Consider the following 25,270-nt stretch of genomic DNA (forward strand, 5'->3'; position numbering starts at 1 on the left):
GTTACGCTCCTTGTAACTCTGGTTGTTTGTGGACGTCATGGATGTTTGGGAAAGAAGCCCATAGCTTTTGCGTGTAAGGGTGTTGAGGATGATTGCGTATATCGTATGCTCGATTGACTTCGACGATTTCTCCGTGACGCATGATTGCAATTCGATCACATAGTTGGCTCATGAGTGCCAGGTCATGAGTGATAAAGAGGACTGAAAAACCGAACTCATCTCTAAGCTGATAAATTTGCTGTAAAATTTCTCGCTGTACCACTACATCTAATGCTGTTGTGGGCTCATCCATAATGATCAGTTTTGGATTTAGAGACAAAGCAATGGCTATCACCAACCGCTGACGCATTCCTCCTGAAAATTGATGAGGATATTCTGCTAAGCGTTCTCGAGGAATATTGACCAAGTCCAACAACTTTTCTGCTCTATCTTTTGCTTGAGCGTTAGTGAGGCCTTGATGATGTCGTAACACATCTGCAAATTGCTCTTGTATCGTTAAGACAGGGTTGAGTGAGTTCATCGCGCTCTGGAACACCATGGCGATTTCACTCCACCTTAGAGCGGTCAGTTCAGAGTCTGAGATACTAAGGATATCTTTGCCATCAAACCATATTTTACCGCCAGAAATGAACGCTGGCGGCTTATGAAGACGATTTATTGAGAATGCAATTGTGCTTTTACCACATCCAGATTCACCGGCAAGACCAAATACTTCGCCTTTGCCGATATCAAAGCTGACGGACTTTACCGCATTAAAATCACCATTATCAGTGATGTAATCGACGCACAAATCTCGGATCTGGATGACCGGGTCATTGTGGTATGCATGACTTAAGTTAATACCATCCATATAAACACCTAACCAATCTAAAAGATAATTATTATCATTATCAGGTGTGGCGGTTTTTAGAAAGTATCAAACCATGAATCAGTGAAGTGACTCGAAAGTTAGGTGAAACAGGAAGTGGTGTAATGCGTCGTTGATAAAACTAAAGAAGAGCAGAATTGAGAGCTAGATCAGCACACTTTTCGTAGGGGGAATTACTCAAATTTAATCGTAAATTTGTCCCTTGGCAAAACTTAAATGATGAATCTATTAAGGAGTTAACGAAAGGGCGGGAGGGGTCACATTTCCCTACAGTTTTTCTTACCACCTTGTTCCGGTTTTGCTATAGATTACGCATCGAAAACATGGTGTGTTCGGAGGAAATATGTCCATTAATTCTATCGACCATGACGAGATGACCAACATCGCTCACAAATGGGAATTACCTGATGAGGAAACCGTTGTGAAGCCAGAGAAAACAGTGAAATCAGCAGAAGCCAGAAGACGCATTGAAGCGTTACGTGAGATCCGTGAAAGTGGGTTGACCATTGAAGAAGCAAGGGAGCTTGGCTTGATACACTGATCGCCTCAGGTTGGTTTAGCAACCCATAGGGTAGTCGACGGACTGCCCTTTTTATTTTTTCACTCTATTACTCTCTTATTCAAAACCTCCATTTATCTGTCTTGCGCCTCAAAAGCACGAGTTTCACACTCACGTCCCGTCCCGAAGAAGTTTGACAATCTGACCTTGTGTTACTAGATATATCAGTAGCGATATGCTTTTTGTTGATTATCGCAACCACAAAGCAAGGAGCGCAAGTATGGTTGATCAAATCCTTTTTTATGAGCCCGATGAGCCCCACGGTTTTCTCTCAAATTTTTGCCATGCCCCAGTCAATATCTCCTCCCAAACTTGGCCCACCAGCGAACATTATTACCAAGCCCAAAAGTTTCTCGATGCTCAGTTGCAAAGTAAAATTCAGCACGCAAGCACCCCTGATGAAGCGTTTGCTTTAAGCCGTAAATACGAACACTTTGTCAGAAGCGATTGGGACGATATAAAGTTGGCTGTTATGGCTTTCATCGTTAGGGAAAAGTTTCTACAAAATCCACCATTAGCGCAGCAATTAATGAGAACGGGTAACGCTTGCCTAACAGAGCATTCTCATAAAGATGCCTTTTGGGGAGACGGGGGAGATGGTAAAGGAGAAAATCATCTAGGAGAGATTCTGATGAATGTTCGAGCAGAGCTGAGACATGTTGAGCCTTACAATCTCGTGAAGTTTATCGATAAAGCCAAATTGCCCACCCAGTGGGGCACATTTATGATGTACGGCTTTATTGAAGCCGCGACAAATAAAGAGCATCTTGCTCTGGTCTATGGCGAGCCAACAAAAAGTGCAGCACCACTTATTCGGTTGCATTCGGAGTGTCTTACCGGAGATGCTCTATTTAGCACGCGTTGTGACTGTGGTTTTCAGCTTAATAGAGCGCTACAAAACATCGTCAAAGAGGGATGTGGCGTGCTGCTTTATTTACGTCAAGAAGGGCGTGGAATCGGCTTGATTAATAAAATTCGTGCCTATCACTTACAAGATGATGGCGCAGATACCGTGGAAGCAAATGAGCGTTTAGGTTTTGCCGCTGATATGCGTGATTACGCGTTCTGTAAAGGAATGCTAGAGCATTTGGGGATTGACGCTGTGCGTCTAATGACGAATAACCCACGCAAGCTCGCCGCCTTAAAAGCGGTTGATATTAACGTCATTGAACGAGTGCCATTACAAGAAGGGAATAACCCAAGTAATCAACATTACCTGCAAACCAAGGCGAGTAAATTGGGGCACATGTTTGATCCTAAGTTTGTTAACCACACTAAGTAAGTGCTACAGATTTTACAGAAACAAAAACGCCAACGTATCATCGTTGGCGTTTTTGTTAATGATTTGATTCATTGATACTTTTGAATGATTTCATCAATTTCCCCTGAGGTTTTTAATTCAACGAGTCGTGTATTAATGTAATTTTGAGTTTCTGGTTGCATTTGAGGTGAAAAAGCTAGGTAGATTGAGTAGTCAGGAATAACCGAGCTGAAAGGCTGTATCTGAAAATTCTCTAACGGCAAATTGAGTCGCTTTAAGTTGTAAAGGACTCGGGATTCCATCTCGACAAAAGCTGTATCTCCAGGGGTTCGGCTTATCACTCGGTATGCGGCGCTGTAGTCTTTCACACGCATTTCATTGACACTGCCATTTTCAAAGAACGGTGTTAAATTTGGATAATCAAACCCCAGCAGTAATACAATAGAACGACCATGCATCGTATCCATATTTTTGAATTCTAAAGGCTTCTCGCTACTAGACACCAGTACATGTTTTACAGTGTAAATGGGCTCCTCAGATAAATTTTCCGATTGCACCTTGCCCCAGTTCGGGCTGCCATAAGTTAACCAGTTTGGCTCAGCGCCTTCTTCCAATATGGAAATCATACGTTTAAATGGATAAGTATGATAATTCACTTGGTAATCCGACTCCGCGAAGATAGCGCTGACGATATCGGTCACAATTCCGGAGTGCATTTGTCCCTGTTGTTCAATTTGAAATGGTCGAGCTTGTTCAGCAATGACGTAATAGTTCACTTGACTTGCGGTCACATGAGAACTTACAACAATTAAGCTAAAAGCCAATCTAAGTAGAAGTCTTTTCATCGTATCCTCGATTATTATTTGTGCGTAGCTATATTTAGAGTAGCGCAAGTTTATCGGAGCGGTTTCATATGGATGAAAAAGAGCGATCTCAACGTCGTTTTAGTATCGGCAACCAACTTATGTTGGCGGTATTAACGTTGAGTTTAATCTTTACGGTCATCATTTCTACAGTGAGCTTATATCGAGTTTTTCACGAAGATTTAGCCCATTTAGATGTTGAATTAAAGCAGGTTGAGTCTAGCTATTTATCGAGCTTTTCTGCGAGTTTGTGGGTAGAGGATAGGGAGCTGTTGCTGACACAAGCTCAAGGTGCAATGCGTATGCCCTCGGTGGACTACTTACGTATTGCTAGTGAAGACGAAGTTATCATTGAATTAGGTTCGGCGCTTTCTGAGGATGTTGTCGAGAGAAGCTGGCCGATGCAGTATCGGGTCGGCGATAAAACGTATGATCTCGCGATATTAACGGTTCAATCGGATCTTAGCGCGATATATGAAGATCTTTGGCAGCAGTTCTTTTTTCTACTTACGACAGAAGCGATCAAAATTCTTGTCCTCATCATTGGTGTTCTTTGGGTGGCGTTTCGCTTGTTGGTCAATCCGTTACAATTGCTGTCTGGTGCGGTGAGCGATTTTCGTGGCGGTACAGTGCCGAGTAAAGTGACTCTCCCTAAACGATGGTGCTTTGATGAAGTGAGTGTTTTGGCAGAGAAATACAACCGAAGTGTTGAGAAAGTGAAAGAGCACCAGACTGAGTTAGAGGCTGAACGCGATAGGGCAGAAGTCGCTAATCGTAAGAAAAGTGAGTTTCTTGCCACTATGAGTCATGAGATCCGCACACCGATGAATGGCATTATTGGTGTGTCGTCGTTGCTCAATGACACCGACCTCGATCCCCAACAAAAAGAGTTTGTAGAGATCATTGACAGTTCTTCTCACTCACTAATGACGATCATCGACGACATTTTGGACTTCTCTAAAGTTGAAGCTGGCAAAGTAGAGCTAGAATACACGAGCTATGATCTTCGCGAGCTACTTGACGATGTCATCAGTTTACATAGTGTCAAAGCCAAGCAGAAAAACTTACAGCTGCTCAGCGATATTGATCCTCACTTGCCAACGGAAGTGCAAGGTGATGCCACACGATTGAAACAAGTTCTGAACAATTTGTTGAGCAACGCGATTAAATTTACCGAGCGCGGCCATGTGAAGCTTCTTGTAGCGTTATCTCGACTTGATGGAGAGACCGCTCATATCCGGTTTCGAGTTGTGGATTCTGGTATTGGTATTGCGAAAGAGCACCAACAAGCAATCTTCGAACGCTTCCAACAAGCTGATGGTAGTACCACCAGAAAGTATGGTGGGACAGGGCTTGGTTTGGCGATAGCTGCACAGTTGGTTAACTTGATGGGAGGGGAAATACAACTAACAAGTGAGCTTGGGCTGGGAAGCTGTTTTGAATTTTCGATTCCTGTTGCTGTAATAAATGCGCAATCGACCTATACCGACCAACTTAATGTATTAGATTTCCGGAAAGCGGAAGACAACGAAATCAGCCCTCAAGATAATGATAAACCTTGGGTATTGGTTGTTGAAGATACCATCGTCAATCAGAAGGTAGTTCGCATCATGTTAGAAAAACTGGGTGTGCGAGTGAGTGTCGCCAACCATGGCGAAGAAGCATTGCAGCTGTGTGATCAGCAGCCTTTCGATTTGATTTTTATGGACTGCCAAATGCCTGTGATGGATGGGTTTATTGCTACGGAGCGAATTCGAAAAATGGGAGAGTGGGGGAAACACGTTCCAATTATTGCGCTAAGTGCCAATGTCATTAAAGAGGATCAGCAACATTGCTTCGATGTCGGGATGAACGAGTTCGTGGCTAAACCCGTTACCAAGACTCGATTACAACAAATATTCGAACAGCATTTACCAAAAGCACTGAAAATCAGCGCTGTGCCTAAATAGTTAACTTGAAATCGATCAAGTTAAGTGCGTTTCTATTCTGTAATTGTAACTCTGTGTGATATAGTGCCCGGCTAGTATTTAAAGTACCTTGAGGCTGTGAATGTCGTTTAATCTATCCCTATTGCCGCCTGACGAAAAAAACAAAATCGAACTGGATAAGCAGGCGTCGTTTTTGGTTTGGAAGCTCAGAGAGGCCAAATCTGGTCCTGAAGCAATAGAAGAACAGTTGTCCAAGATTAACGATGCTGATGAAAAGGCGTTTTTCCAGCAATCGGTCGAAAAGTACAAACGAGTAATGGGTGTCGCTTAACGCGAACCGTGGCAATGGTTCAATCCAATGTGACGAATGAGGTAACCTCCCTATTCCTTTGCTAAGCGAAATTGAAAAGGTTTCGCTTTTTGCTAAAATCCTTCGCATTAAATTTGAATTTAGAGAGACATCCCGATGGGAAGAAGTTTTGAAGTGCGCAAAGCCTCTATGGCGAAAACTGCAGGCGCGAAAATTAAAGTTTATTCCAAATACGGTAAAGAAATTTACATGTGCGCGAAAAACGGTGGTGGTGATCCAGACATGAACTTGTCTTTGAAACACCTGATCGCAAAAGCGAAAAAAGACCAAGTTCCTGCGCACGTTATCGATAAAGCGATCGACAAAGCGAACGGTGGCGGTGGTGAAGACTACACTCCTGCACGTTACGAAGGCTTCGGCCCTGGCGGTACTAGCGTTATCGTTGACTGTCTAACAGACAACGGCAACCGTACTTTCCAAGATGTACGCCAATGCTTTGTGAAAGTCGGTGCGAAAATTGGTGTTGAGGGCTCGGTTTCTCACATGTTCGACCACCAAGCGGTATTCCAGTTCAAAGGCGACGATGATGAAATCATCCTAGAAACGCTAATGATGGAAGACGTAGACGTTACTGACGTTGAGCTGGAAGACGGTGTTATCACTGTATTCGCACCTCACACAGAATTCTTCAAAACAAAAACTGCGCTTAACGGTGCATTCCCAGATCTAACGATCGATGTTGAAGAAATCACATTCGTTCCGCAAACTCATACGCCTGTATCGGGTGAAGATGCTGAGAAGTTCCAGAAATTCCTAGATCTTCTAGATGACTGTGATGATGTTCAGCAGGTTTACCACAACGCAGAGCTGTAATTAATTCGCTCATATCGTTGTAAAAAGGCTTCTTCAGGGAAGCCTTTTTTGATCGCTTTTTCTCAAGCAGAGCTATACGTTACGATATTTGGAATAACACAGCGACATGATTACACCAAAACAGATACCTTGAGTTAGCATCGCCGTGCCGCCATAGCTAAAGAAGGGAAGTGGGCTACCCATTACTGGCAACAAGCCACTCACCATGCCCGTATTGATAAAAGCATACAGAAAAAAGCTCATCGCTAATGCGCCACTTACCAGCCGACTAAAAAAGTGGTCAGACTGACATGCAAGCAACATAACGCGTGCAGTAATAAACAAGTACAATGCGAGTAAGACTAAACTGCCAACAAAGCCCCATTCTTCCGCATAGGTCGAAAAAATAAAGTCCGTATGACTTTCTGGAATAAACCCAAGTGTTCCTTGCGTAGCATTCATCCAACCTTTGCCTTTCATACCGCCTGAGCCAATCGCAATCAAAGATTGGATGATTTGGTAACCCGAACCCAGTGGATCGGACTCAGGGTGCAAGAACTGTGTTACACGGCTCTTTTGATAGGTTTCCATAACGAAGAACCATAAAATAGGTGCTAACGTTAAAATGCTCGCAATAAACCCGCAGATTATTTTCCAGCTCATGCCAGCCAAAAACAAAACGAACAATGCATAAATGACGGTAAAAACTGCACCGTCTAAATCCGGTTGTAGCGCGATTAACCCGGCAGGAATCATTGTAATAAGTAAGCAAAGCGCAATTTTCCGACTGTCTGGTCGACCTCCTTCAATATGCAGCATCCAGGCGATCATGATTGGAATGGAAAGTTTGATTAGCTCAGACGGTTGAAAGCGGAAGAAGCCGATATCGAGCCAACGTTGAGAGCCATTGGTGCTATCACCAAATAAAGCGACAGCAAGTAGTAGCGCAACCGCAATAATGTAGAGATATGGAGCTGAGCGCTGATAGCTGGACGCTGGAATCGAGGACATGACCAAGATACAAACTAATGTCAGTCCGCAGCGCGCCAAATGTTTGAAGAGCATCGCCTCATTAAAGCTACTGGCACTCCAGAGAGTGAGCGAACTTAACAGCATGATCGGAATGATCGCCATGAGTAGTGGCAAATCAACTCTTGGGAAATAACGCTTATTCATTTTCAACGACCTAATAACGCACCTATTTTGAGTGCGAAAACAACTAAAACTCGAAGAGTTCAAACTATTCCGATGCTAAGAATCTCGATTTGGAAACAACAGACACCATGCAAAGGTGTGTAAGAAAGGAGAGTGCGACACTGTCTGTTATGGGTAGCTGTGGGATGGATAAATACACTAGCCTCAGATTTTAAGCCAGTGTTTTTATTGTTACTGCCGTAAAAATGTAGCGTTACGAATGAACGGAATTGTATTTTCTGTTTAAGTGAATGTCATTCATCCTCTCTCAATACCATTCACTCCGCATAATTGCCATTGGTCGCATGCAAAAGCAGCGTGCGATCTTCTCCCTTAATCTCAAACCATCAAATCACGTTCAACTAAGGACAGTACATGATGGTTTCTCAATCTCGCTCAATCAAAGCTCTTAAACTGGCAAGTACGTTTATCGCCGCATTTGCACTCAGCAGCAATCTGGCTCTGGCTAACCCAAGCGAGCGCACACTCAGTCAATTCAACCAAGCGGCGCAGGGTGACTCTGGTTTAGTTGATACCGTTTACGGCGAATTATCCAAACAACTTGAAGAGCAGGGCGCAACGCCGGTGACCTTGGTGTATTTAGGTAGTGCTGAAACGTTGCAAGGTCGTGAGGCGTTTATGCCTTGGAACAAGATGAAGTTCACCGAGCGCGGTCTTGCCACAATCCAAAAAGGTTTGGATCTAATGGCGAATCAGCCAGTACCACTGCAAGATCAACAACGCTTACAAGGTTTGCCGGAATATCAACTAGCCACCGCTATGGCAGCCACCACCTTTACTTCTCTACCTGACATGTTCAATCACTTTGAGCGTGGCTACGAGCTGTACCTTTCTCTGCTCGATGAACCGAGTTTTAGCCAGCAACCTTTCGCGGCTACTTCGTGGATTTATCGCTACGCCATTGAAGCTGCATTGCGCGCTGAAGATGTTCAACAAGCCAAAACATGGTTAGCGCAAATGGAGCAATTGGGTGACAGCAATCTAGAAACGCAAACCGCGAAAGCGCTGTTAGCGAAATATTAGGGAGGCGTCATGATCGTTTTTAATCAACTTAGCCGCGATTACGCCCTTGGCAGCCAAACGGTGCATGCATTGCGAGATGTGTCTGGTGAAGTGTTTGCGGGCGAAATGGTGGCATTATGCGGACCGTCTGGTTCAGGTAAAAGCACCCTACTTAACGTGCTTGGCATGCTGGATACTCAATACCAAGGTCAGGTGACATTTGCCGGTAGCCCATACCCAACCGGACAAATGCAGGCTGCGAAAATGCGCCGTGAAAAGCTTGGCTTTGTGTTCCAAAAATTCAACCTTGTTCCCGTGATGACGGCACTAGAGAACGTGGCGTATCCGCTACATCTCAATGGCTTTTCAAAAGTAGAACAAACCGAGCTCGCCACACAAATGTTAGAGCACGTTGGCTTAGGCGAGTTTATTCATCACATGCCAGACAACCTATCAGGCGGCCAGCAGCAGCGTGTGGCAATTGCACGCGCCTTAGTGCACAAACCGGCATTGGTGATTGCCGATGAGCCAACCGCAAGTCTTGATAGCCAAACTGCCAACAAGGTCATCGACATTATGAAAGGGCTCGGACACGAGCTTGGCACCACTTTTATCGTCGCTACACACGACCCTCGTATGGCATCTCGCTGCGATCGAACCATTGAGTTGGTGGATGGCAAAATCACCCAAACGCACGCGAGTGTGGAGGAGGTTTCATGGGCAAGCTAATTCCTGTTTCGGTTCGCCTTGCTTGGTTGAATCTGCAACGCAATCGCCGCCGCAGTTTATTGTCGATGCTGATCATCGCCATTGCGGTGTTTGCGTTAACCAGTGCGGGTGGTTTTGGTCTTTACACCTACGACAGTTTGAAAGAATCGACAGCACGTGACACGGGGCATCTGACGTTAACCACGCCGGGTTATTTCGCCAAAGAAGAAGAGATGCCGCTGAGTAACGGTTTAACTCATGCCGACGACATCACCAAGCAATTGATTGGGTTGAATGAAGTGCGAGGTGTGCAGCCTCGAGTTGAGTTCAGTGGCTTGATTTCCAACGGCAACAAGTCGTCGATCTTTATCGGTATTGGCGTTAACGAACGCGAATTCGATATGAAAGGACCGTTTTTAGACGTACGTGAAGGGCAGACGCTGTCCAACATTCATGCATCGCGTTATGACCCAGCAGAGCCAGAAGTGATGCTTGGCGTTGATTTGGCGAACAACTTAAGCGTACACGTTGGCGATTGGATTACCTTGCTGGCGACCACAACCGACGGTGCATTGAACGCGTATGACTTCAAAGTACGTGGCATCTACTCAACCGGCGTACCTGAGCTTGATAAACGCCAGTTGTATGTGCACATCAACAGCGCGCAATCGCTGCTCGGTTCAGACAAAGTCAGCGCGTTATCTGTCTTTCTGTTCGATACCAGTTTAACTAACCAAGTCGAGCAACAAGTGGCTTCGGTTCTGAGTAAACAAAAACAGAACTTTGGTGATCAAGATATTGAAATTACGCCTTGGCAAGAACGTGCGTTCTTTTATCTCAAAGTGAAAGATTTGTACGACCGTATCTTCGGCATCATGGGCGCAGTAATGGCACTGGTGGTATTTGTCGCGCTGTTTAACACCATGACCATGTCGGTAACGGAACGCACCCGTGAAATTGGCACCTTGTCAGCACTTGGTAGCTACCCTCGCGAAATTATTGCTGGGTTCTTGCGCGAAGCAGGGTTACTTGCCGTGATTGGCAGCTTAATCGGTGCTTTGTTTACGGCGCTAGTCACCGTCTTACTGATGGTTGTGGATGTGCAAATGCCGCCACCGCCAGGACGCACAGAAGGTTACCCATTAACGATTTACTTCTCTTGGGAGCTGGTAGCTATAGCAGGATTTGCAGTATTGATGATTTGTTTGGTTGCGGCGTTTTTCTCGGCACGCAAAGGGGTGAACAAGCCAATTACGGAGGCACTGATTTATGTTTAATTTCAAATCACTATTACCAATTGCATTGCTGATGGTAACTGGCGTTGCAAGCATGAATGTCAGTGCGAATGAAACAGCACTAGATGCACAGCAAGTTGCGCAATTGATTGAAAAAGCCGACAGCTACCGCTTGCAAGATGATTCCTCCAAAGTGGTGTCACTGGTGCGCTTATATCAAGACCAAGAGTTAGATAAAACCCGCCTTTACCACGTGTACACGCGTCCAAATCGTGAATCGCTGGTGGTGTTCAAATCAGCAGTCGAAGCTGGGCAAAAGATGCTGATGATGGGCGACAACTACTGGCTGCAAATGCCAAAGAGCCGCCGTCCGATTCGCATTACGCCAATGCAGAAGCTGCTTGGTGAAGCGTCTATCGGCGACATCTCAACCCTGACGTGGAGCCAAGATTATCAAGGTGAATGGAAAGCGACAGAAACCGTCGCTGTGAACGGAGAAAGTGTCGCGGCTTATCACCTTGCCTTAACCGCGAAAACCAAAGGGGCGAGTTATCAGAAGATCGACTTATGGTTGTCTGAGCAAGATGCATTTCCAATCAAAGCCGATCTCTACTTGCGCTCTGGCAAACTCGCCAAGCAAGCGCAATACGGACGTGCAAGCGATAACGGTGAAGACTACGTCAGTGAGATGACCTTGCTTGATAGCATTCAGCCGAGCAAAAAGACCGTTATCGAGTATCAAGAGATCGTGCCTTGGCAGCTGGACAACAAGTTCTACAACCCAAGCTATTTGCCGAAAGCCAATACGACTCAGCTTTAGCCTGAACTCCTTAAATAGAACCATGAAAACGAGCAAGGAAGTCACATGAAATCGCACCAGCCTAACCTTAACAAAAGCACCAGTTTGTTGATTGCTGCGTCGTTGTGTGTGGGCGCAGCAGCCCCAGTTTTTGCCAATGATGAGCTGAGTTTTGAGTGGGATTGGGCTGTCAGTTACGAAACTGCCAAGCAGCGTGACAGCGCATTTATGCAGGCGCAGGGCAGTTCTCGTGATTCACTTAATGCACTGTTGGATGTGCAAGTGAACTATCAAAACTTCAGTGGCTTGTTTGCTCTGTACAGCCAAGGTTTGTACCTCAATCAACAAGGAGAGAGTGAGTGGTGGAGTGAAGCTGATAACCAACTGCTGATTCGTGAACTGGCTTGGCTAGGGGAGTGGCAAGTCGGTGATACCACTCTTGATGTGAGTTTGGGTAAGTTGCGCGTGGATTGGGGCGTGGGTTATGGCTACCGACCTTTGGATCTGTTTAAGCCTTATCGACAAAATCCTGTAGGCTTAGTCGCAGAAGAGGGCGCGGGTGTGTTTTCACTTTCACACTACGATATGTCAGGCGAATGGACCGTAATTGCGACGGACTCAAGCTGGGGGCAACAAGACCAAAGTGCACTTGATCAAGCCGCAGAGCAACAAGGTGTTGGTATTCGTCGTTATGCGCTGGTGGGTGATACCGAGTATCAACTTATTGGTTATTACGATGATGTGCGCCGAGGTTTGCTTGGCGCCAGTGCCATTGCTGTGTGGGATGAATCCATCGCCATGCACGGTTCCATGCTGTGGCAAAAGCAAAGTGTCGGCTATCAGTTTCAGCAGGATGATCTTTACCGACCCGTTTCGGTTGAGAAGCAGGGCTGCGCATTCCAAGCTTTAGTTGGATTGAACTGGGCAAACCAAGCCGGACACAACGTGATTGCCGAATATTGGTACGACAGCCGAGCATGGTCGAAAAGCGAATGGCAACAAGCAATAGAGCGTGGCGAACTACTCTCTGAAACCATTAATCCCCAAACGTCTCTATTTGCGACAAGCTACGCCCAAGGGTTTCAGCACGCCAATATCGTTCAGCATAACGTAATGCTGCACTGGAGTTGGGATGTGGAAGCGTGGGCTGCATGGAACGGTAAAGCGGATATGGGCTGGCTAAGTGATGTAACCCCCACGTTGGATGTGATGTTGTCGCCCCAAGATGGTGGTGTGATTGTCACGCAGTGGCTTAACTACCAATGGATTGATACTGGCGATCAAAGTGTAGAAGTGGAAGTTGCCGCACGCTTTTTAACCGGAGACGACCAATCTGCTTACGCACAAATCAATGATAAGCATATGATTGTATTTAACATCAAAGGGAAATTCTAAATGTGTTCAGCAAAATCAGTGGTGAAAAGTGGATGGCCGCGTAGCTTATTAGTGACCACGGCATTTTGTCTCTTTATCGCAGCAATGACGCTTTCTGCTTGGGGCGGTCCATTTTACATTCATGTAGCGGTTAGCTTTGGATTTGGCTATTCGGCTATCTTCTTCTCATGGCTTGTCGACCGCCTGTTTCCTACCATTCCTCGTTTGGCGGAAGTGGCTATCTCGCTGACGGCTTGCCTATTGTTTGGTGTGGTGAACGCCCAGCTTTGGCTTGGGGAATACTTCGGTATTTCAAGTATGCTGTCAGTTGGTCTCATGGGGTTGTTATTCAGTGCTATGTGCTTTTTCTATTTCTACTCACGCGAGCAACATGCAATCGCTCAACGAGAGTTGGAAGCCATCAAACGCGAGAAAGCAGAGCAAGATCGTGCGCTGTTGCTGAGCCAGCTTAAGCAGATGCAAAGCCAGATTGAACCGCATTTCTTATTCAATACTTTGGCAAATATCAGTGCGCTCATGTCGCAAGATGTCGATAAAGCCAAGCTGATGCTAGAACAGTTAACCGCGCTACTGCGTGCAACGCTTAAAAGCTCACGCGAAGAACACACCACCATAGACAATGAAACGGCGTTACTTGAGGCGTACTTAGGTATTCAGCAAACCCGTTTGGGTGAGCGACTCAGTTACAAGATTGACGTGGAAGAGGGATTAGGCAGAACCGAGCTACCGCCGATGATGCTTCAACCCTTAATCGAAAACGCCATCATCCATGGTATTGAGCCAAAGCGAGAAGGTGGTGAAGTCAGCTTGCTCATTAAGCGCGAACAGCAGAACTTGAAGATTGAAGTCAGAGACACAGGTGTTGGCTTGAATCACGTTAGTGGGCACATGGGCTCTGGCGTGGGTCTAAGTAATCTCAAGCAGCGAGTTGAAGCTTTGTTCGCAGGGCAAGGAGAGGTCTCTATCAGTGAGTCTGCTCAGGGTGGAGTTTGTGTTCGCTTGCGCTGGCCAATGGAATCGTAATCAAGGAAGAAAGGAATGAATACAGGGTTTACTGCCATTATTGCTGATGATGAACCGCTATTGAGGCGTCATCTTGATAAAAGCCTAGCTGAAGTGTGGCCAGAGCTAGAGGTGATAGCCAAAGTCGCGGATGGTGAACAAGCGTTGCAAGCCATTGAGCAAAGCCAACCTGACATCGCGTTTCTTGATATTCGTATGCCAGTTTTGGATGGCATGACATTAGCGCAAAAACTCAATCAATTCGCTAATCCACCTTTGATTGTGTTTGTCACCGCGTACGATGATTACGCCATCAAAGCTTTTGAGCAAAATGCCGCCGATTATTTGCTCAAGCCTATCTCGGATGAGCGCCTCCTGACGACGTGTGAAAGCACGCCTTGCTAAGCGAGAGAAAGAAAGCAGTAATGTGCAGATGAGCAGCCTGTTAGAACAGTTACAACAATTATCCGCGCCACAAACGCCGCAATATCTTCAGTGGATCAAAGCGACGCAAGGGGAAGATATTCATCTGATTGCCACGTCTGATGTGTTGTATTTCAAAGCGGAAGAAAAATACGTTTCTGTATATGCCCAACAAGGACAAGGTAAAGTGCAGGAGTATTTGATTCGCACCTCGTTGAAAGAGTTGATAGGGCAGCTTAACCCAGAACAGTTCTGGCAAGTACACCGTTCAAGCGTTGTGCAAGTGTGCAAAATTAGCAAAGTAAACAAAGACTTTGCTGGAAGAATGTTTGTTCACGTTGGAGAAACTAAGCTCGCTGTGAGCCGTGCATCTCAAAGTTTGTTCAAAGGGATGTAATCGCTAGAACTGCTCACTCTTTACACTGTAAACTCGCTGCTCATTTGTTTCAGCAACAAAAACAAAAAGCGCCTAAGTCATCAGACGTTAGGCGCTTTTGTCGTTATAGCGACGACTTCTCCGAAGAGATGAATGGGCTTATTCGCTGACTGTCACTTTCTCAATAATGATTGGATCGCATGGCACATCATCGTGACCAAGCTTAGAGGTCGTTTTCACTTTCGCGATGCGATTTACGACATCCATACCCGCGGTCACTTTACCAAACACGGCGTAGCCCCAGCCTAGGTTGGTAGTTGCAGTGTGGTCTAGGAAATCATTGTCTTCCAAGTTAATGAAGAACTGTGCCGTTGCAGAGTGCGGTGCATCGGTACGCGCCATTGCGATAGTGCCAACAAGGTTCTTTAGACCACGGTTTGCTTCGTTCGCGATTGGTCCGCGCGTTGGCTTTTCTGCCATGTCTTCGGTGTGACCGCCACCTTGAATCATAAAGCCATCGATAACGCGGTGGAAAATGGTGCCGTTGTAGAAGCCATCTTCACAGTATTTTTTGAAGTTCTTTGAGCTAACTGGCGCTCGTTCTAGGTTCAGTTCAATCTCGATGTCACCGAAATTGGTGGTCATAATAATCATCTGGTTTGCCCTTATGGGTGCTAAGTTGGCGGCATTATAGCTAAGTCGTATGAGGATAGCAGAAATAAAAACAGCGACGTTTTGGCGTCGCTGTTTGAATGGTGAGTGGGTGAGGAAAGCGTTAAACCGTAAAGCGACCGACCAAGTCGTATAGCTCGTTAGCTTTGTGGTTTAGGTTGCCACTACCTGCGCGGTTTTGATTCGCAAGGTGCGCCGATTGGCTGCTTTGTTGAGAGATCACTTCAATACGTTGTGAAATCTCTTGCCCAACTTGGCTTTGCTCTTCGGTTGCCGTTGCGATCAGGGTGTTCATGTCCATGATGTTAGCAATTGCGGCTTGGATTTCTTGCAGTGCGGCAGAGGCAGCTCGTGCTTCCTCAACCGTTGCTTCACCGCGCGCTTGGCTCGAACCCATGGCTTTCACTGCCGCATCCGAGCCAGACTTCAACTGCTCAATCATTTGGTGAATTTCGCCTGTGCTGTCTTGAGTGCGACTCGCCAGTTTACGGACCTCATCGGCAACGACTGCGAAGCCGCGACCTTGTTCGCCTGCACGGGCTGCTTCAATGGCTGCGTTCAGTGCCAATAGGTTGGTTTGCTCGGCGATGTCTTGAATCACTTCTAGCGAAGAAGAAATGTTCTGTACATCGCTTTCTAAGCGAGAAATCACCGTGCTGGCCTCTGACACTTCTAAAGCGAGCGCTTCGACAGAGTTTGCTGCGGAATCAACAATGTGTTTTGCTTGTTGTGAGTTTTCATCGGCGTCTCTGGCTGATTGCGCTGCTTGGTTAGCGTTGTTTGAAATCTCGTGCGCCGTTGCTGTCATCTCGGTCATTGCCGCTGCGACTTGTTCGGTCTCTTCACGTTGACCAGAAGCTAATTCATCCACTTGCGATGCACGCTGTGACATCTCGTTGGTCTCTGAAACCACTTCTTGTCCTACGTGGCTAACGCTCTTGATGATGCCTTGCAGGCTTTCAACGAAGATATTGAAGTTGCGGCTCAGCTGCGTGAACTCCGGCACGCTCGATTCTTCCATGCGCGCGGTTAAATCTGCATCGCCTTGTGCGAAAGAGTGAATTGAAGCATCAAACTGCTCAATAGGCTTCATGATGCTGCGGTTAACAAACACGGCAAAGACTGCAACTATCGCTGTAATCGAGGCACAAAACAGGGCTATCGCAGTTAGTGTGGTGTTGAGATCTTCGTGTGCGGCTTTTTCCATGTCTGCCACAATGGCGTCGATATCGTCCGTGTAGAAACCCGTTCCCAACATCAAGTCCCATTCAGGAATAAAGACTGAGTAGCTCAGTTTCGGTAGTGCTTCACTCTGACCGAGTTTCGGGAAGTAATAAGTCGTGAACTCACCAGTTTTGGCATTTTTTAGCAAATCCTGAATCAGGTAATTGCCTTTCTTGTCCTGCAAGTTATAGAAGTTTTCCCCGATGCCTTTGGTGTTTTTACCCACCACGACGCGAACGCCTTTTGAATCATAACCAAAGATGTAGCCGGATTGACCGAACTCCAACTGTTTCAAGATAGGCAATGCTTCTTCCAGTGGGGCATTTTGTGCGAGTAGCGGCTCGACAGCGGAACGCGCCATTTGTACGTAACTTTTGAGTTCGGCTTTTTTCATCTCCATCATTCGACTTCGAGTTTGCTCAATCTCGTGCTCGTTGTAGGCCGTGGTTTGTACGTAGGTGAACCACATCATGCCTATTGCCATAGTTAGAATTGGAATTATTGAAAGGATATATAGTCGTTTTCTGATCGTCAGATTCATAGAGACGTCCTTCTCTCGGCGCAGCGTTACAAGTGACAAGCTGAATAAGCTTGCCTGATAAAAGTGTTAATACTTATTGTTGTAATGCTTAGAGATTAACCGAGTTAATCAATCAGAAGTACTGGAAATTTGTAAATCTAGACGAAGGTCGTAGCATTTTTAAGCGGGATCACAATTAACGTGAACACGACCCACTATTGCAACGAGAAGTCCCTGTTAACCAATATGAGACGCGATACCTATTCTTTGCGAATTTGAGGTAAAGCCAGTCAGCAACAGGTTTAACGAGGCGCCAACGCAGTGGAGCGTAGAGCCAACCGCGACCAACTAATTGCCACGCACGATGAGTCACGTCCAACCCAAGCAGAAGTTCCCCCTTTTCGTTGAGGGCGTGCAAAATGGTGTTGGCTTGTTCAGGATCGATCTGCGGATAATCTGCGAATGTATCACTATAGATATCGACGGTTTTGATGTGCTGCTTGGAATCGCGTTGTTTTAGCGCCTTCATCTCTTTGGCACAAAGCGGGCAGGTTCCGTCATAAAATATGGTGAGTTTTGTCATTGCGGTTTTCTTATTTGAGATTTTCTAATCGCTTTTACGTGGCGAATTTTCTTTTGGTTCATTGTTTTGCAAGTAATGCAGCCAATTGTCGCGAATGTTGCCGTAATTGAATTGGCAGAACTCTTTGCGATCACGCAGGTAGTCTTTTTCTACTTCATCGAGTAAGGCTTTGTATTGCTCAGGATCACTACCGTACACCAGACATAACGTTGAAAAGTAACGCTGCAAATCAAAGCTGTGTTCGTCAATGTACTCGCCAAAATCGTAGTAGTCCGGTCTGTCGTCGGATTCGAATGCGAACATGTCGGCGGCGCTAATGGCCATATCTGCGCCATCTTCTAGGAAGTCAATCATTAAAATAGTGGCAAAATTATCGACCGCATCTTCTTCTTTTCCGAGAACAGGGATGCTTTTATCTTCGATGTAAGCATGCCCAGCTTCATGAAGTAAAGTGTGCAATAACGTATCTAGCGCCCCTGTTTTTGGGGATTTTCCGAAGCGTTCTTCATACTGATTATTGGAGAAGTAATTGAGCGACTCCAAATAAAAAGTGTAAGGAACGTATATTGTGTGTGTCTCAGGATCATACATTGGACCATCTTCTCCGCCGTAAACCAGCGTGAGAGCTTTATCAAATGGAAAGTGGGCCTGAGATAGCTCAACAAAGATGGTGTTTACATCGCTGCTTTGAATCGATTGTTGGGCGATTTTTTCATGAGTTGTCTCTACGGGAGAATATTGAATACGAATGCTTTCAGCTGCTGTAGCTGATGAGACGACGCTGAGTAATAGCGCAGGGCAAAGCGAATGAATGTTCATGTGGGACTCTTGTTATTGAATAACTTGTATAAAAAATTATACATGTTTTTGCCTGATGCATAGTTGGGGTTGTACTCATCAGCCAAAGTCGGGGCATCGGTCTCGAAAAGCAATCATGATAACATCGCATATTTCGGCGGCTTGGTTCTCTAGGGCGTTTATCAAGACCTCTTGGATAAGAACGGCGGTGAAGTTATTGGCTATGCATCGTTTTCTAAGAAGCTTACTGAGTAACTGTGCTTCGATCTTTATCTGTGAAAATGATAATAGGCAGTTAATCATTGCAAGGTTTAACCATGGGGTTGGTGAATGTCACTGAATTGAAGAAAATTATCAGCGATATGTTATAATCCTGCTCCGTTGTAACGAAAACGTTTGTTGCAGCCTGAGAGTTTCCTTGGATTCGGCTCGTTTATACACCATGAGCCAGAGTTGAAAAGCTACGACAGGAACAGGCAAACCCAATTGTTTTGAACGCGCTCTCGGCGTTTAGCGGTTACAACGGGAAGGAACTTTGTTTGATAGTAATTGACACATTCTGTTTAAGTAAGGGAGCCCGAAGTGGTTCAGAAAGTGTCACCCAGAATTTACTCACAACACGACACCCCAAGCGATAACGCACAGGTATTGCGAGGGGCCATTTGAAGGAGCTGTATCAGCTCCTTTCACATTTAAGGGCTTGCTAACAGCGTAAAAACTGACACATCGCTTAAGGAGCGCCCCTTAAACTAGCCTAAGGCGCATCTACACCAACTTTTTGAGTATTTTCGAAACAATAAAGCGAGAAAATTTGCTATTGAACGAAGGTTAAACTAACACTCATTCATTACGGAGAATGAAGAGAACAATAATAAGAGGCGATATGAATCATTTAATATCTGTAGGTGCACTGGAGTCCTTCTTGGTCGCAATTAGTGTGCTTTTCCTGGGGCATTTTATTAATGCTAAGCTACCGATTTTAAAGAAATTCAACATACCTGAGCCGATTGTAGGTGGTCTTATTGTAGCCTGCATGATTACTGCTCTTCATTTCAACGGCATCGATTTAGAGTTCGACTTGCCATTACAAAATACGTTTATGTTAATGTTTTTTGCGACAGTTGGTTTGGCCGCAAATTACACTCAGTTGATGAAAGGAGGTGCGAAGGTTTTTATCTTCTTAGCTGTCGCATCGTTTTACATCATCATACAAAACGGCGTTGGCGTTTCACTTGCGGCGGCGCTCGGTTTAGATCCTTTGATGGGGTTAATTGCTGGCTCGATTACTCTGTCTGGTGGTCATGGTACAGGTGCTGCGTGGTCACAAACCTTTCAAGACGTGTATGGATTGGATAACGTCTTAGAAATTGCAATGGCATCAGCGACTTTTGGTTTGATCATCGGCGGTATCATTGGTAGCCCTGTAGCGCAGCGCCTAGTCGAAAAGAACAGCATAGAGTCTGAGTATGGTCGTGGTGGTCGAGATGCCAAAACTCACGAGAAATTCCCGGAGTTGGTGACTTACAATGAATACGAAGAAGATAAAGTAACGGCGAAAAAAGTGGTGGAGAAACTCTTCTTCCTACTGATCTGTGTTACTGGGGCCAAGTATGTCGAGCAATGGGTAAGCACGTATGAAATCTCATGGCTGATGATTCCAGACTTCGTATATGCGCTATTCATTGGTGTGATCATTACGAATTTCTTGGAAGTGACCAAGATTCGTAAGTTAGATGCCGAAACGGTAGATATGTTAGGTACGGTATCGCTATCTCTGTTCTTAGCGATGGCTCTGATGAGCTTGAAGTTATGGAATATCTTCGATCTAGCGATTCCATTCTTGGTTATTTTAGCTGTGCAGTCTGTCGTCTTAGCAATCTTTACGTACTATGTTACGTTCAAAGTGATGGGAAGCAACTACGATGCTGCTGTTATTGCAGGGGGGCACTGCGGTTTTGGCTTGGGGGCAACCCCAACAGCCGTAATGAACATGGGTTCGATCGTTAACCGATTTGGCCCGTCGCCACAAGCATTTATGGTGGTGCCAATTGTGGGCGCTTTCTTTATCGACATCGTCAACTTAATTATCTTGCAAGGCTACATTTCATTCCTTGGTTAAAGTTAAGTGGATGAGCTCCTAGAGGCGAAATAAAACGGTCACAACACTGGTTGTGACCGTTTTTTTATGACTTGGTTTGGTCGTTTATTGAACGAAGCATTATTGGATAGTTCGGCTGAACTTGAGGCTAGCTGTCCAACCAAGAATACCAATGAAGGCGTAAATGCCAACGTTTAACCAACCCGCTTGAGGAATGGCATTGAATGGGTTTGGTGTAATAATGGCGTGCAGCGGAAGGTAAAGCACTTCGGAGAAAAACTGATCTAGCCCGTAGAAACCAAAAAGTGCGATAGGCATCCAACGCAGCGCATAAATGGCGATAAACAAAATGACCAGTGGTGAGTTCACTTTTTGTGAAATAGCCATCGCAGTTAATGCCAGCGGTAACAGCAGAATACCGGTGAACAACATTCTGATTAAAAACTCTCCCCAATGCAGCAGCACGTAACCTAACGAGGCTTGGCGGTACAATAAAGCCAATTGGTGATCAGTAGAGATGTTCAGCAACCACAACATTAAATTTGCAGCGAGTACGAGCACCGAGCAGACAAGCGGAATCACCAATAAGCCAAATCCTAGCTTCACTAAATGGGTTTTTATGTCACTGACAGGCATACTGCGCCAAAACATAATGCTGCCTTCCGCCCGTTCTTTGCGTAGCGTTCTTGGGAAGTACTGAACGGCTAACAAGATAGACAGCAGCCCTGCTCCTCCGGAAATCAACATATTGACGTCATCACCAAGCTCTTTGTGAATGTCACTGACATCGCCACCAAAGCTCATTTGGAAAAACATATTGTGTTGTAGAGTATCGTTACTCATTAAACTCACAAAGAGAATAACTCCACACGCCAACACAAACAGTGGAATACGTAAAACAAGAGGGTTTTCTAACCACTCTTTTTGCAACATCGCGACAACTGAACGCATTACGCTGCCTCCTTCTGCAATGCTAAAAATAGATCCGCTAACTTCACCCCATGGATGGAACCCATTGTTTCTGCTTGTTGGGCATACTGGGCTTTGAGTAACCATTTCGTTGAACCGAGGCCTTTTTGTGACGAGAGTGGGTTCATCGCTTCAATTTGTGTGCGGTGCTCGTCGTTGGCTTCAAGAATGAAATAGTCTTCACTGATACTGTCCATCGAGGTTTGCAGAACGGGGCGACCATGCTTAAGAATCAGAACATCTGTCAGCAAGTGCTCAATCTCTGATACTTCATGACTGGCGATGATCAACACGCGCTCGCCGTCGTGAAACCATTCCAATAAGTGACGATAAAACGTCTCGCGATACACGAGATCTAACCCGAGTGTCGGTTCATCCAATATGAGGATTTGGGTGTTGGTCGCGATCACAATCGCGAGGTGTAATTGCACCTTCATCCCTTTGGATAAAGATTTGATGCGCGCACGAGGTTTGATGTCCGTTTGACGAAGTAGCGTATCTGCTTGGGCGCGATTGAACCCTGGATGCACGCCCTCGGTATAGTTAAGCAGTTGAGCAACGGTCATCCAATCTGGCAGAACGTTGACATCCGAGATGTAGGATAAGCTCTGCATTATCTTGTCGCGTTGCATAATAGGTTCAAATCCGTTGATACGAATAGTGCCCTGATATTCATGTGCACCGAGTAGGGCATTAATAAGCGTTGATTTACCTGCGCCATTATGGCCGAGTAAGCCAAGTACTTGTCCTGCATGTAGGTCGAAACTCACTTCATGCAGTGCTTCTCCTTGTTGCTGATATTGCTTGGAGACGTTGTTTACACTGACTAATGCGCTCATTGGTCACCTTTCAAGTGTGGTTTTAGTTGTTGAATGAATTCGTCGAGTGACATATCCAGACGCTGTATTGTGTCGGCTATCTGCGGAATTTGTTGCTGAAGAAAACGTGCCTTCTCGTCTGCGAGTAATTTGAGCTTTGCTCCTGAAGCGACAAACATACCTTGACCGCGTTTTTTCTCCACTAGCCCGTCATCAACAAGCAATTGATAGCCTTTCATAACGGTGAGGTGGTTAATTTTCATATCTGCAGAGATGCTACGGACGGAGGGCAGAGCATCGCCTTCTTGCCAGACACCTTGCAGTATTTGCTGCGTGATCTGGTCTGCCAACTGTCGAAATATCGGTTGGCGATCATGCCAATTAGTCATGAGTGAATCTCTTGGTTGAGATGGTGTTATATATATGTATAACACCTAGTGCATTAGAGAGAAAGTAATAATTTAAAACCTAGTGTATCCGCCTGTCTCATTCGCTCTAAATATCCACCTATGTGGTCGTTGTTTTGAGGTTTTGTTTTATATGGAAATTAATTGCTTCTCATAAGTTGAGAAGTGTTGTTTTTCTCTTCCCATTAATACACTTATCACCTGTTCTAAATGAATATTCTCACTGAATGATAATTAGCATAATTTTAGGTCTGCCTATTTCTTACTTGATGAGAATTGATGGTCAAAGAGGCCTAGAAAACAAAAGTTTCGAGAGGCAATCTGACTGGCTTAGGCACCTATCTCACGTTGAGCGCGTGCTCAATGAATGAGAAAGAGTAGAGTAAAGAGGTCTCATGAATCAGGTAATATCTATCGGCCCACAGGAGTCGTTCCTCGTCGCAATTTGCGTGTTGTTTTTAGGGCAGTTCATCAATACCAAGTTACCAACCTTAAAAAAATTTAATATTCCAGAGCCAATTGTTGGTGGTCTAGTGGTCGCTTGCGTCATCACGACGATGCACTTAAACGGTGTGGATGTTTCCTTTGATTTACCACTGCAAAACGTCTTTATGCTGATGTTTTTTGCAACCGTTGGCTTAGCGGCAAATTACACCCAACTGATTAAAGGCGGTGCGAAGGTTTTCATCTTCCTAGTTGTGGCATCGATCTACATTCTTATCCAAAATGCGGTCGGCGTGTCCTTAGCAACAGCGCTGGGGTTAGATCCACTCATGGGGTTGATCGCCGGATCCATTACGCTTTCTGGCGGGCATGGAACTGGAGCTGCGTGGTCGCAAACTTTTCAAGAAATGTATGGTCTGCATAATGTTCTAGAGGTGGCAATGGCTTCTGCTACATTTGGCTTGGTGATGGGCGGGATTATTGGCAGCCCTGTTGCACAAAAACTACTAAACAAACACAACTTGGAATCGGAATACGGACGCACCAATCAAAGTCATCAGAGTTTCCCTGAACTGGTGACGTACAACGAACATGAGGAAGATCGTGTCACAGCGAAAAGAGTCGTTGAAAGCTTGTCCATCATTTTACTTTGCGTGACAGGCGCGAAGTATCTGGAGAGTTGGGTAAGCAGTTTTGACATCAAGTGGCTAATGATTCCCGATTTTGTGTATGCGCTGTTTATTGGTGTTGTTATCACTAACATCATGGAAGTGACGAAGGCGCGCAAGGTTGATTTAGAAACCGTTGATATTCTTGGCACGGTTGCACTATCTCTATTTCTTGCCATGGCCTTGATGAGTTTGAAATTGTGGAATATTTTCGATCTTGCGATCCCATTCCTTATTATTCTTGCTATTCAGTCGGCAGTGTTGGCGATGTTCACTTACTACGTAACATTCCGCATGATGGGAGGCAACTACGATGCGGCGGTGATCGCTAGCGGACACTGCGGTTTTGGGTTAGGTGCTACACCGACTGCGGTCATGAATATGGGCTCCATCGTGAGTCGATATGGTCCATCACCACAAGCATTTATGGTGGTTCCAATTGTCGGTGCATTCTTCATCGACATTGTGAATTTAGTGATTTTGCAAGGATGCATCGCTTTTATTAAATAACATTCGCTTTTTTACCGAAATAACAAAGCCAGCACCTATACGCTGGCTTTGCCATTTGTAACACGAAATCTTGTTTGCCTGACTTCAAGCCGTGAAATCAATGCGTTACTATGACGACATAGTGTTCATTTTGCAGCAGCATGAGGTACCCACATGTCTGAAAAAATATCGACGTCGGCATTAGCGAAAATGCGCAAGGTAGAAGCTAAGCTGCTGTTTGCCGATCTCAAACGTGCAGGCTACATCGTTCGCCAAGATGAAAAGTGGATTTTGACCGAAGAAGGGGCAAAGTTTGGCGGTGAGTATGTGGATCACCCTAAATTTGGCCAGTTCATCGTCTGGCCGACCAACTTACATATTGAGCTGACTCCCAGCTCAGGGAAAACATTGAGCGCGACACAACTGGGTGAAAAGCTGAAATTGAATGCGAAGCGCATGAATCAGCTTTTGAGTGAACTGGGTTGGTTGACCAAATCCGAAGAGGGATGGAGTGTCACAGAAGCTGGTGTGCGCGCTGGTGGGCAGCAAAGAACCGATAAAGAAACACAAAATACCTTTGTCGTATGGCACGATGTGGTGCTGCGTAACAAGCGTCTTAAGCAGTCTGTCATTGAGTTTTTAGGGCAAGACGCGGAGTCACATTCTACGGATAAATCGTACTCAAGCTTTCGCCAAAAATTTGAAGCCAAGCACCGAACATTAGATGGGCATTACGTGCGCTCTAAGGGGGAGTTGCTCATTGACAACTGGCTGTACTTGGCTG

24 protein-coding genes and 1 pseudogene are annotated in these 25,270 nt (G+C 45.5%); 15 read left to right on the forward strand and 10 right to left on the reverse strand.

The genetic code is table 11. The features are described 5' to 3' along the window. Position 1: 1 nt before the first annotated feature. Complete coding sequence (locus IQP38_RS17710) at positions 2–850, reverse strand: ABC transporter ATP-binding protein (RefSeq protein WP_005374497.1); 849 nt, start codon at positions 848–850, stop codon at positions 2–4. Between the two features lie 361 nt (positions 851–1,211). Between IQP38_RS17710 and IQP38_RS17715 the strand changes: the two genes are divergently transcribed. Beyond that, on the forward strand, positions 1,212–1,409 hold the full coding sequence (locus tag IQP38_RS17715; RefSeq protein WP_005374493.1) for a PA3496 family putative envelope integrity protein: 198 nt from the start codon (positions 1,212–1,214) through the stop codon (positions 1,407–1,409). 238 nt (positions 1,410–1,647) lie between these two features. Continuing rightward, complete coding sequence (gene ribA / locus IQP38_RS17720; RefSeq protein WP_017635221.1) at positions 1,648–2,709, forward strand: GTP cyclohydrolase II; 1,062 nt, start codon at positions 1,648–1,650, stop codon at positions 2,707–2,709. A gap of 68 nt (positions 2,710–2,777) precedes the next feature. On the opposite strand, the gene IQP38_RS17725 is transcribed toward ribA, so the two are convergent. Next, positions 2,778–3,533, reverse strand: coding sequence for a substrate-binding periplasmic protein (locus IQP38_RS17725; protein ID WP_193837816.1), 756 nt, complete (start codon positions 3,531–3,533; stop codon positions 2,778–2,780). 68 nt (positions 3,534–3,601) lie between these two features. Between IQP38_RS17725 and IQP38_RS17730 the strand changes: the two genes are divergently transcribed. The 3 genes from IQP38_RS17730 to IQP38_RS17740 all read left to right on the forward strand — a co-directional run bounded on the left by IQP38_RS17730 (position 3,602) and on the right by IQP38_RS17740 (position 6,662). Next, a complete protein-coding gene (locus IQP38_RS17730) occupies positions 3,602–5,500 on the forward strand; it encodes an ATP-binding protein (RefSeq protein ID WP_042522309.1) in 1,899 nt (632 codons plus the stop codon). Positions 5,501–5,600: 100 nt separating this feature from the next. After that, positions 5,601–5,810, forward strand: coding sequence for a DUF3283 family protein (locus tag IQP38_RS17735; RefSeq protein ID WP_005374484.1), 210 nt, complete (start codon positions 5,601–5,603; stop codon positions 5,808–5,810). 135 nt (positions 5,811–5,945) lie between these two features. Beyond that, positions 5,946–6,662 (forward strand): YebC/PmpR family DNA-binding transcriptional regulator, encoded by a 717-nt coding sequence (locus IQP38_RS17740; protein ID WP_005374482.1) that lies wholly within the window; start codon positions 5,946–5,948, stop codon positions 6,660–6,662. Between the two features lie 72 nt (positions 6,663–6,734). Here IQP38_RS17740 and rodA read toward each other — a convergent pair whose 3' ends face one another. Then, positions 6,735–7,817: a rod shape-determining protein RodA gene (gene rodA, locus IQP38_RS17745; protein ID WP_193837817.1), complete on the reverse strand. Its 1,083-nt coding sequence runs from the start codon at positions 7,815–7,817 to the stop codon at positions 6,735–6,737. Positions 7,818–8,210: 393 nt separating this feature from the next. Here rodA and IQP38_RS17750 point away from each other — a divergent pair, with 393 nt between their 5' ends. From IQP38_RS17750 to IQP38_RS17780, 7 genes and pseudogenes are all read left to right on the forward strand, one after another. Beyond that, on the forward strand, positions 8,211–8,879 hold the full coding sequence (locus tag IQP38_RS17750; RefSeq protein WP_193837818.1) for a hypothetical protein: 669 nt from the start codon (positions 8,211–8,213) through the stop codon (positions 8,877–8,879). A 9-nt stretch (positions 8,880–8,888) separates the two neighbouring features. Further along, positions 8,889–9,587 carry an ABC transporter ATP-binding protein gene (locus tag IQP38_RS17755; protein ID WP_193837819.1) on the forward strand — a complete coding sequence of 233 codons (699 nt, stop codon included), beginning with the start codon at positions 8,889–8,891 and terminating at the stop codon, positions 9,585–9,587. After that, positions 9,575–10,843: an ABC transporter permease gene (locus IQP38_RS17760; RefSeq protein WP_050932314.1), complete on the forward strand. Its 1,269-nt coding sequence runs from the start codon at positions 9,575–9,577 to the stop codon at positions 10,841–10,843. Before IQP38_RS17755 ends, IQP38_RS17760 begins: the two co-directional genes overlap by 13 nt. Further along, a complete protein-coding gene (locus IQP38_RS17765) occupies positions 10,836–11,621 on the forward strand; it encodes an outer membrane lipoprotein-sorting protein (protein WP_193837820.1) in 786 nt (261 codons plus the stop codon). The genes IQP38_RS17760 and IQP38_RS17765 overlap by 8 nt, the downstream gene beginning before the upstream one ends. Positions 11,622–11,666: 45 nt before the next feature. Continuing rightward, positions 11,667–12,995: a hypothetical protein gene (locus tag IQP38_RS17770; RefSeq protein ID WP_193837821.1), complete on the forward strand. Its 1,329-nt coding sequence runs from the start codon at positions 11,667–11,669 to the stop codon at positions 12,993–12,995. Next, a complete protein-coding gene (locus IQP38_RS17775) occupies positions 12,996–14,018 on the forward strand; it encodes a sensor histidine kinase (protein ID WP_054578572.1) in 1,023 nt (340 codons plus the stop codon). 15 nt (positions 14,019–14,033) lie between these two features. Then, positions 14,034–14,817: pseudogene (locus IQP38_RS17780) on the forward strand (LytR/AlgR family response regulator transcription factor). A gap of 138 nt (positions 14,818–14,955) precedes the next feature. On the opposite strand, the gene IQP38_RS17785 reads toward IQP38_RS17780, so the two are convergent. The 4 genes from IQP38_RS17785 to IQP38_RS17800 all read right to left on the reverse strand — a co-directional run bounded on the left by IQP38_RS17785 (position 14,956) and on the right by IQP38_RS17800 (position 18,614). Next, positions 14,956–15,450 carry a peptidylprolyl isomerase gene (locus IQP38_RS17785; RefSeq protein ID WP_054575272.1) on the reverse strand — a complete coding sequence of 165 codons (495 nt, stop codon included), beginning with the start codon at positions 15,448–15,450 and terminating at the stop codon, positions 14,956–14,958. A 121-nt stretch (positions 15,451–15,571) separates the two neighbouring features. Next, on the reverse strand, positions 15,572–17,233 hold the full coding sequence (locus tag IQP38_RS17790) for a methyl-accepting chemotaxis protein (RefSeq protein ID WP_021707578.1): 1,662 nt from the start codon (positions 17,231–17,233) through the stop codon (positions 15,572–15,574). 175 nt (positions 17,234–17,408) lie between these two features. Further along, positions 17,409–17,795, reverse strand: coding sequence for a thiol-disulfide oxidoreductase DCC family protein (locus IQP38_RS17795; RefSeq protein ID WP_053350112.1), 387 nt, complete (start codon positions 17,793–17,795; stop codon positions 17,409–17,411). Positions 17,796–17,819: 24 nt separating this feature from the next. After that, the gene (locus tag IQP38_RS17800; RefSeq protein WP_193837822.1) at positions 17,820–18,614 is read right to left on the reverse strand and encodes a DUF4344 domain-containing metallopeptidase; all 795 of its coding nucleotides are present in this window, start codon (positions 18,612–18,614) and stop codon (positions 17,820–17,822) included. 862 nt (positions 18,615–19,476) lie between these two features. On the opposite strand from IQP38_RS17800, the gene gltS (IQP38_RS17805) reads away from it, so the two are divergent. After that, positions 19,477–20,712, forward strand: a complete 1,236-nt coding sequence (gene gltS / locus IQP38_RS17805) for a sodium/glutamate symporter (RefSeq protein ID WP_005374448.1) — start codon at positions 19,477–19,479, stop codon at positions 20,710–20,712. Positions 20,713–20,811: 99 nt separating this feature from the next. On the opposite strand, the gene IQP38_RS17810 is transcribed toward gltS (IQP38_RS17805), so the two are convergent. From IQP38_RS17810 to IQP38_RS17820, 3 genes are read right to left on the reverse strand one after another with little or no spacing between them, the layout of a single operon-like run. Further along, a complete protein-coding gene (locus IQP38_RS17810) occupies positions 20,812–21,642 on the reverse strand; it encodes a hypothetical protein (protein WP_171342396.1) in 831 nt (276 codons plus the stop codon). After that, the gene (locus IQP38_RS17815; protein WP_005383221.1) at positions 21,642–22,499 is read right to left on the reverse strand and encodes an ABC transporter ATP-binding protein; all 858 of its coding nucleotides are present in this window, start codon (positions 22,497–22,499) and stop codon (positions 21,642–21,644) included. Before IQP38_RS17815 ends, IQP38_RS17810 begins: the two co-directional genes overlap by 1 nt. Continuing rightward, positions 22,496–22,867: a GntR family transcriptional regulator gene (locus IQP38_RS17820; RefSeq protein WP_005374444.1), complete on the reverse strand. Its 372-nt coding sequence runs from the start codon at positions 22,865–22,867 to the stop codon at positions 22,496–22,498. The genes IQP38_RS17815 and IQP38_RS17820 overlap by 4 nt, the downstream gene beginning before the upstream one ends. A gap of 413 nt (positions 22,868–23,280) precedes the next feature. On the opposite strand from IQP38_RS17820, the gene gltS (IQP38_RS17825) reads away from it, so the two are divergent. Together gltS (IQP38_RS17825) and IQP38_RS17830 are read left to right on the forward strand one after the other, a co-directional pair. After that, entirely contained in the window at positions 23,281–24,507 is a 1,227-nt protein-coding gene (gene gltS / locus IQP38_RS17825; RefSeq protein WP_193837823.1) for a sodium/glutamate symporter, read from the forward strand. Between the two features lie 153 nt (positions 24,508–24,660). Next, on the forward strand, positions 24,661–25,270 hold a 610-nt coding region (locus IQP38_RS17830), incomplete at its 3' end, for a glycerol kinase (protein WP_228010103.1).

It is taken from the genome of Vibrio sp. OPT41 (assembly GCF_015163595.1).
Taxonomy (GTDB): domain Bacteria; phylum Pseudomonadota; class Gammaproteobacteria; order Enterobacterales; family Vibrionaceae; genus Vibrio; species Vibrio alginolyticus.

Excerpts from the sequence above, each read along its gene's own strand:
- IQP38_RS17710 (WP_005374497.1), bottom strand. The coding sequence starts at position 850 with ATGGATGGTATTAACTTAAGTCATGCATACCACAATGACCCGGTCATC.
- IQP38_RS17715 (WP_005374493.1), top strand. The coding sequence starts at position 1,212 with ATGTCCATTAATTCTATCGACCATGACGAGATGACCAACATCGCTCAC.
- ribA (WP_017635221.1), top strand. The coding sequence starts at position 1,648 with ATGGTTGATCAAATCCTTTTTTATGAGCCCGATGAGCCCCACGGTTTT.
- IQP38_RS17725 (WP_193837816.1), bottom strand. The coding sequence starts at position 3,533 with ATGAAAAGACTTCTACTTAGATTGGCTTTTAGCTTAATTGTTGTAAGT.
- IQP38_RS17730 (WP_042522309.1), top strand. The coding sequence starts at position 3,602 with ATGGATGAAAAAGAGCGATCTCAACGTCGTTTTAGTATCGGCAACCAA.
- IQP38_RS17735 (WP_005374484.1), top strand. The coding sequence starts at position 5,601 with ATGTCGTTTAATCTATCCCTATTGCCGCCTGACGAAAAAAACAAAATC.
- IQP38_RS17740 (WP_005374482.1), top strand. The coding sequence starts at position 5,946 with ATGGGAAGAAGTTTTGAAGTGCGCAAAGCCTCTATGGCGAAAACTGCA.
- rodA (WP_193837817.1), bottom strand. The coding sequence starts at position 7,817 with ATGAATAAGCGTTATTTCCCAAGAGTTGATTTGCCACTACTCATGGCG.
- IQP38_RS17750 (WP_193837818.1), top strand. The coding sequence starts at position 8,211 with ATGATGGTTTCTCAATCTCGCTCAATCAAAGCTCTTAAACTGGCAAGT.
- IQP38_RS17755 (WP_193837819.1), top strand. The coding sequence starts at position 8,889 with ATGATCGTTTTTAATCAACTTAGCCGCGATTACGCCCTTGGCAGCCAA.
- IQP38_RS17760 (WP_050932314.1), top strand. The coding sequence starts at position 9,575 with ATGGGCAAGCTAATTCCTGTTTCGGTTCGCCTTGCTTGGTTGAATCTG.
- IQP38_RS17765 (WP_193837820.1), top strand. The coding sequence starts at position 10,836 with ATGTTTAATTTCAAATCACTATTACCAATTGCATTGCTGATGGTAACT.
- IQP38_RS17770 (WP_193837821.1), top strand. The coding sequence starts at position 11,667 with ATGAAATCGCACCAGCCTAACCTTAACAAAAGCACCAGTTTGTTGATT.
- IQP38_RS17775 (WP_054578572.1), top strand. The coding sequence starts at position 12,996 with ATGTGTTCAGCAAAATCAGTGGTGAAAAGTGGATGGCCGCGTAGCTTA.
- IQP38_RS17785 (WP_054575272.1), bottom strand. The coding sequence starts at position 15,450 with ATGATTATTATGACCACCAATTTCGGTGACATCGAGATTGAACTGAAC.
- IQP38_RS17790 (WP_021707578.1), bottom strand. The coding sequence starts at position 17,233 with ATGAATCTGACGATCAGAAAACGACTATATATCCTTTCAATAATTCCA.
- IQP38_RS17795 (WP_053350112.1), bottom strand. The coding sequence starts at position 17,795 with ATGACAAAACTCACCATATTTTATGACGGAACCTGCCCGCTTTGTGCC.
- IQP38_RS17800 (WP_193837822.1), bottom strand. The coding sequence starts at position 18,614 with ATGAACATTCATTCGCTTTGCCCTGCGCTATTACTCAGCGTCGTCTCA.
- gltS (WP_005374448.1), top strand. The coding sequence starts at position 19,477 with ATGAATCATTTAATATCTGTAGGTGCACTGGAGTCCTTCTTGGTCGCA.
- IQP38_RS17810 (WP_171342396.1), bottom strand. The coding sequence starts at position 21,642 with ATGCGTTCAGTTGTCGCGATGTTGCAAAAAGAGTGGTTAGAAAACCCT.
- IQP38_RS17815 (WP_005383221.1), bottom strand. The coding sequence starts at position 22,499 with ATGAGCGCATTAGTCAGTGTAAACAACGTCTCCAAGCAATATCAGCAA.
- IQP38_RS17820 (WP_005374444.1), bottom strand. The coding sequence starts at position 22,867 with ATGACTAATTGGCATGATCGCCAACCGATATTTCGACAGTTGGCAGAC.
- gltS (WP_193837823.1), top strand. The coding sequence starts at position 23,281 with ATGAATCAGGTAATATCTATCGGCCCACAGGAGTCGTTCCTCGTCGCA.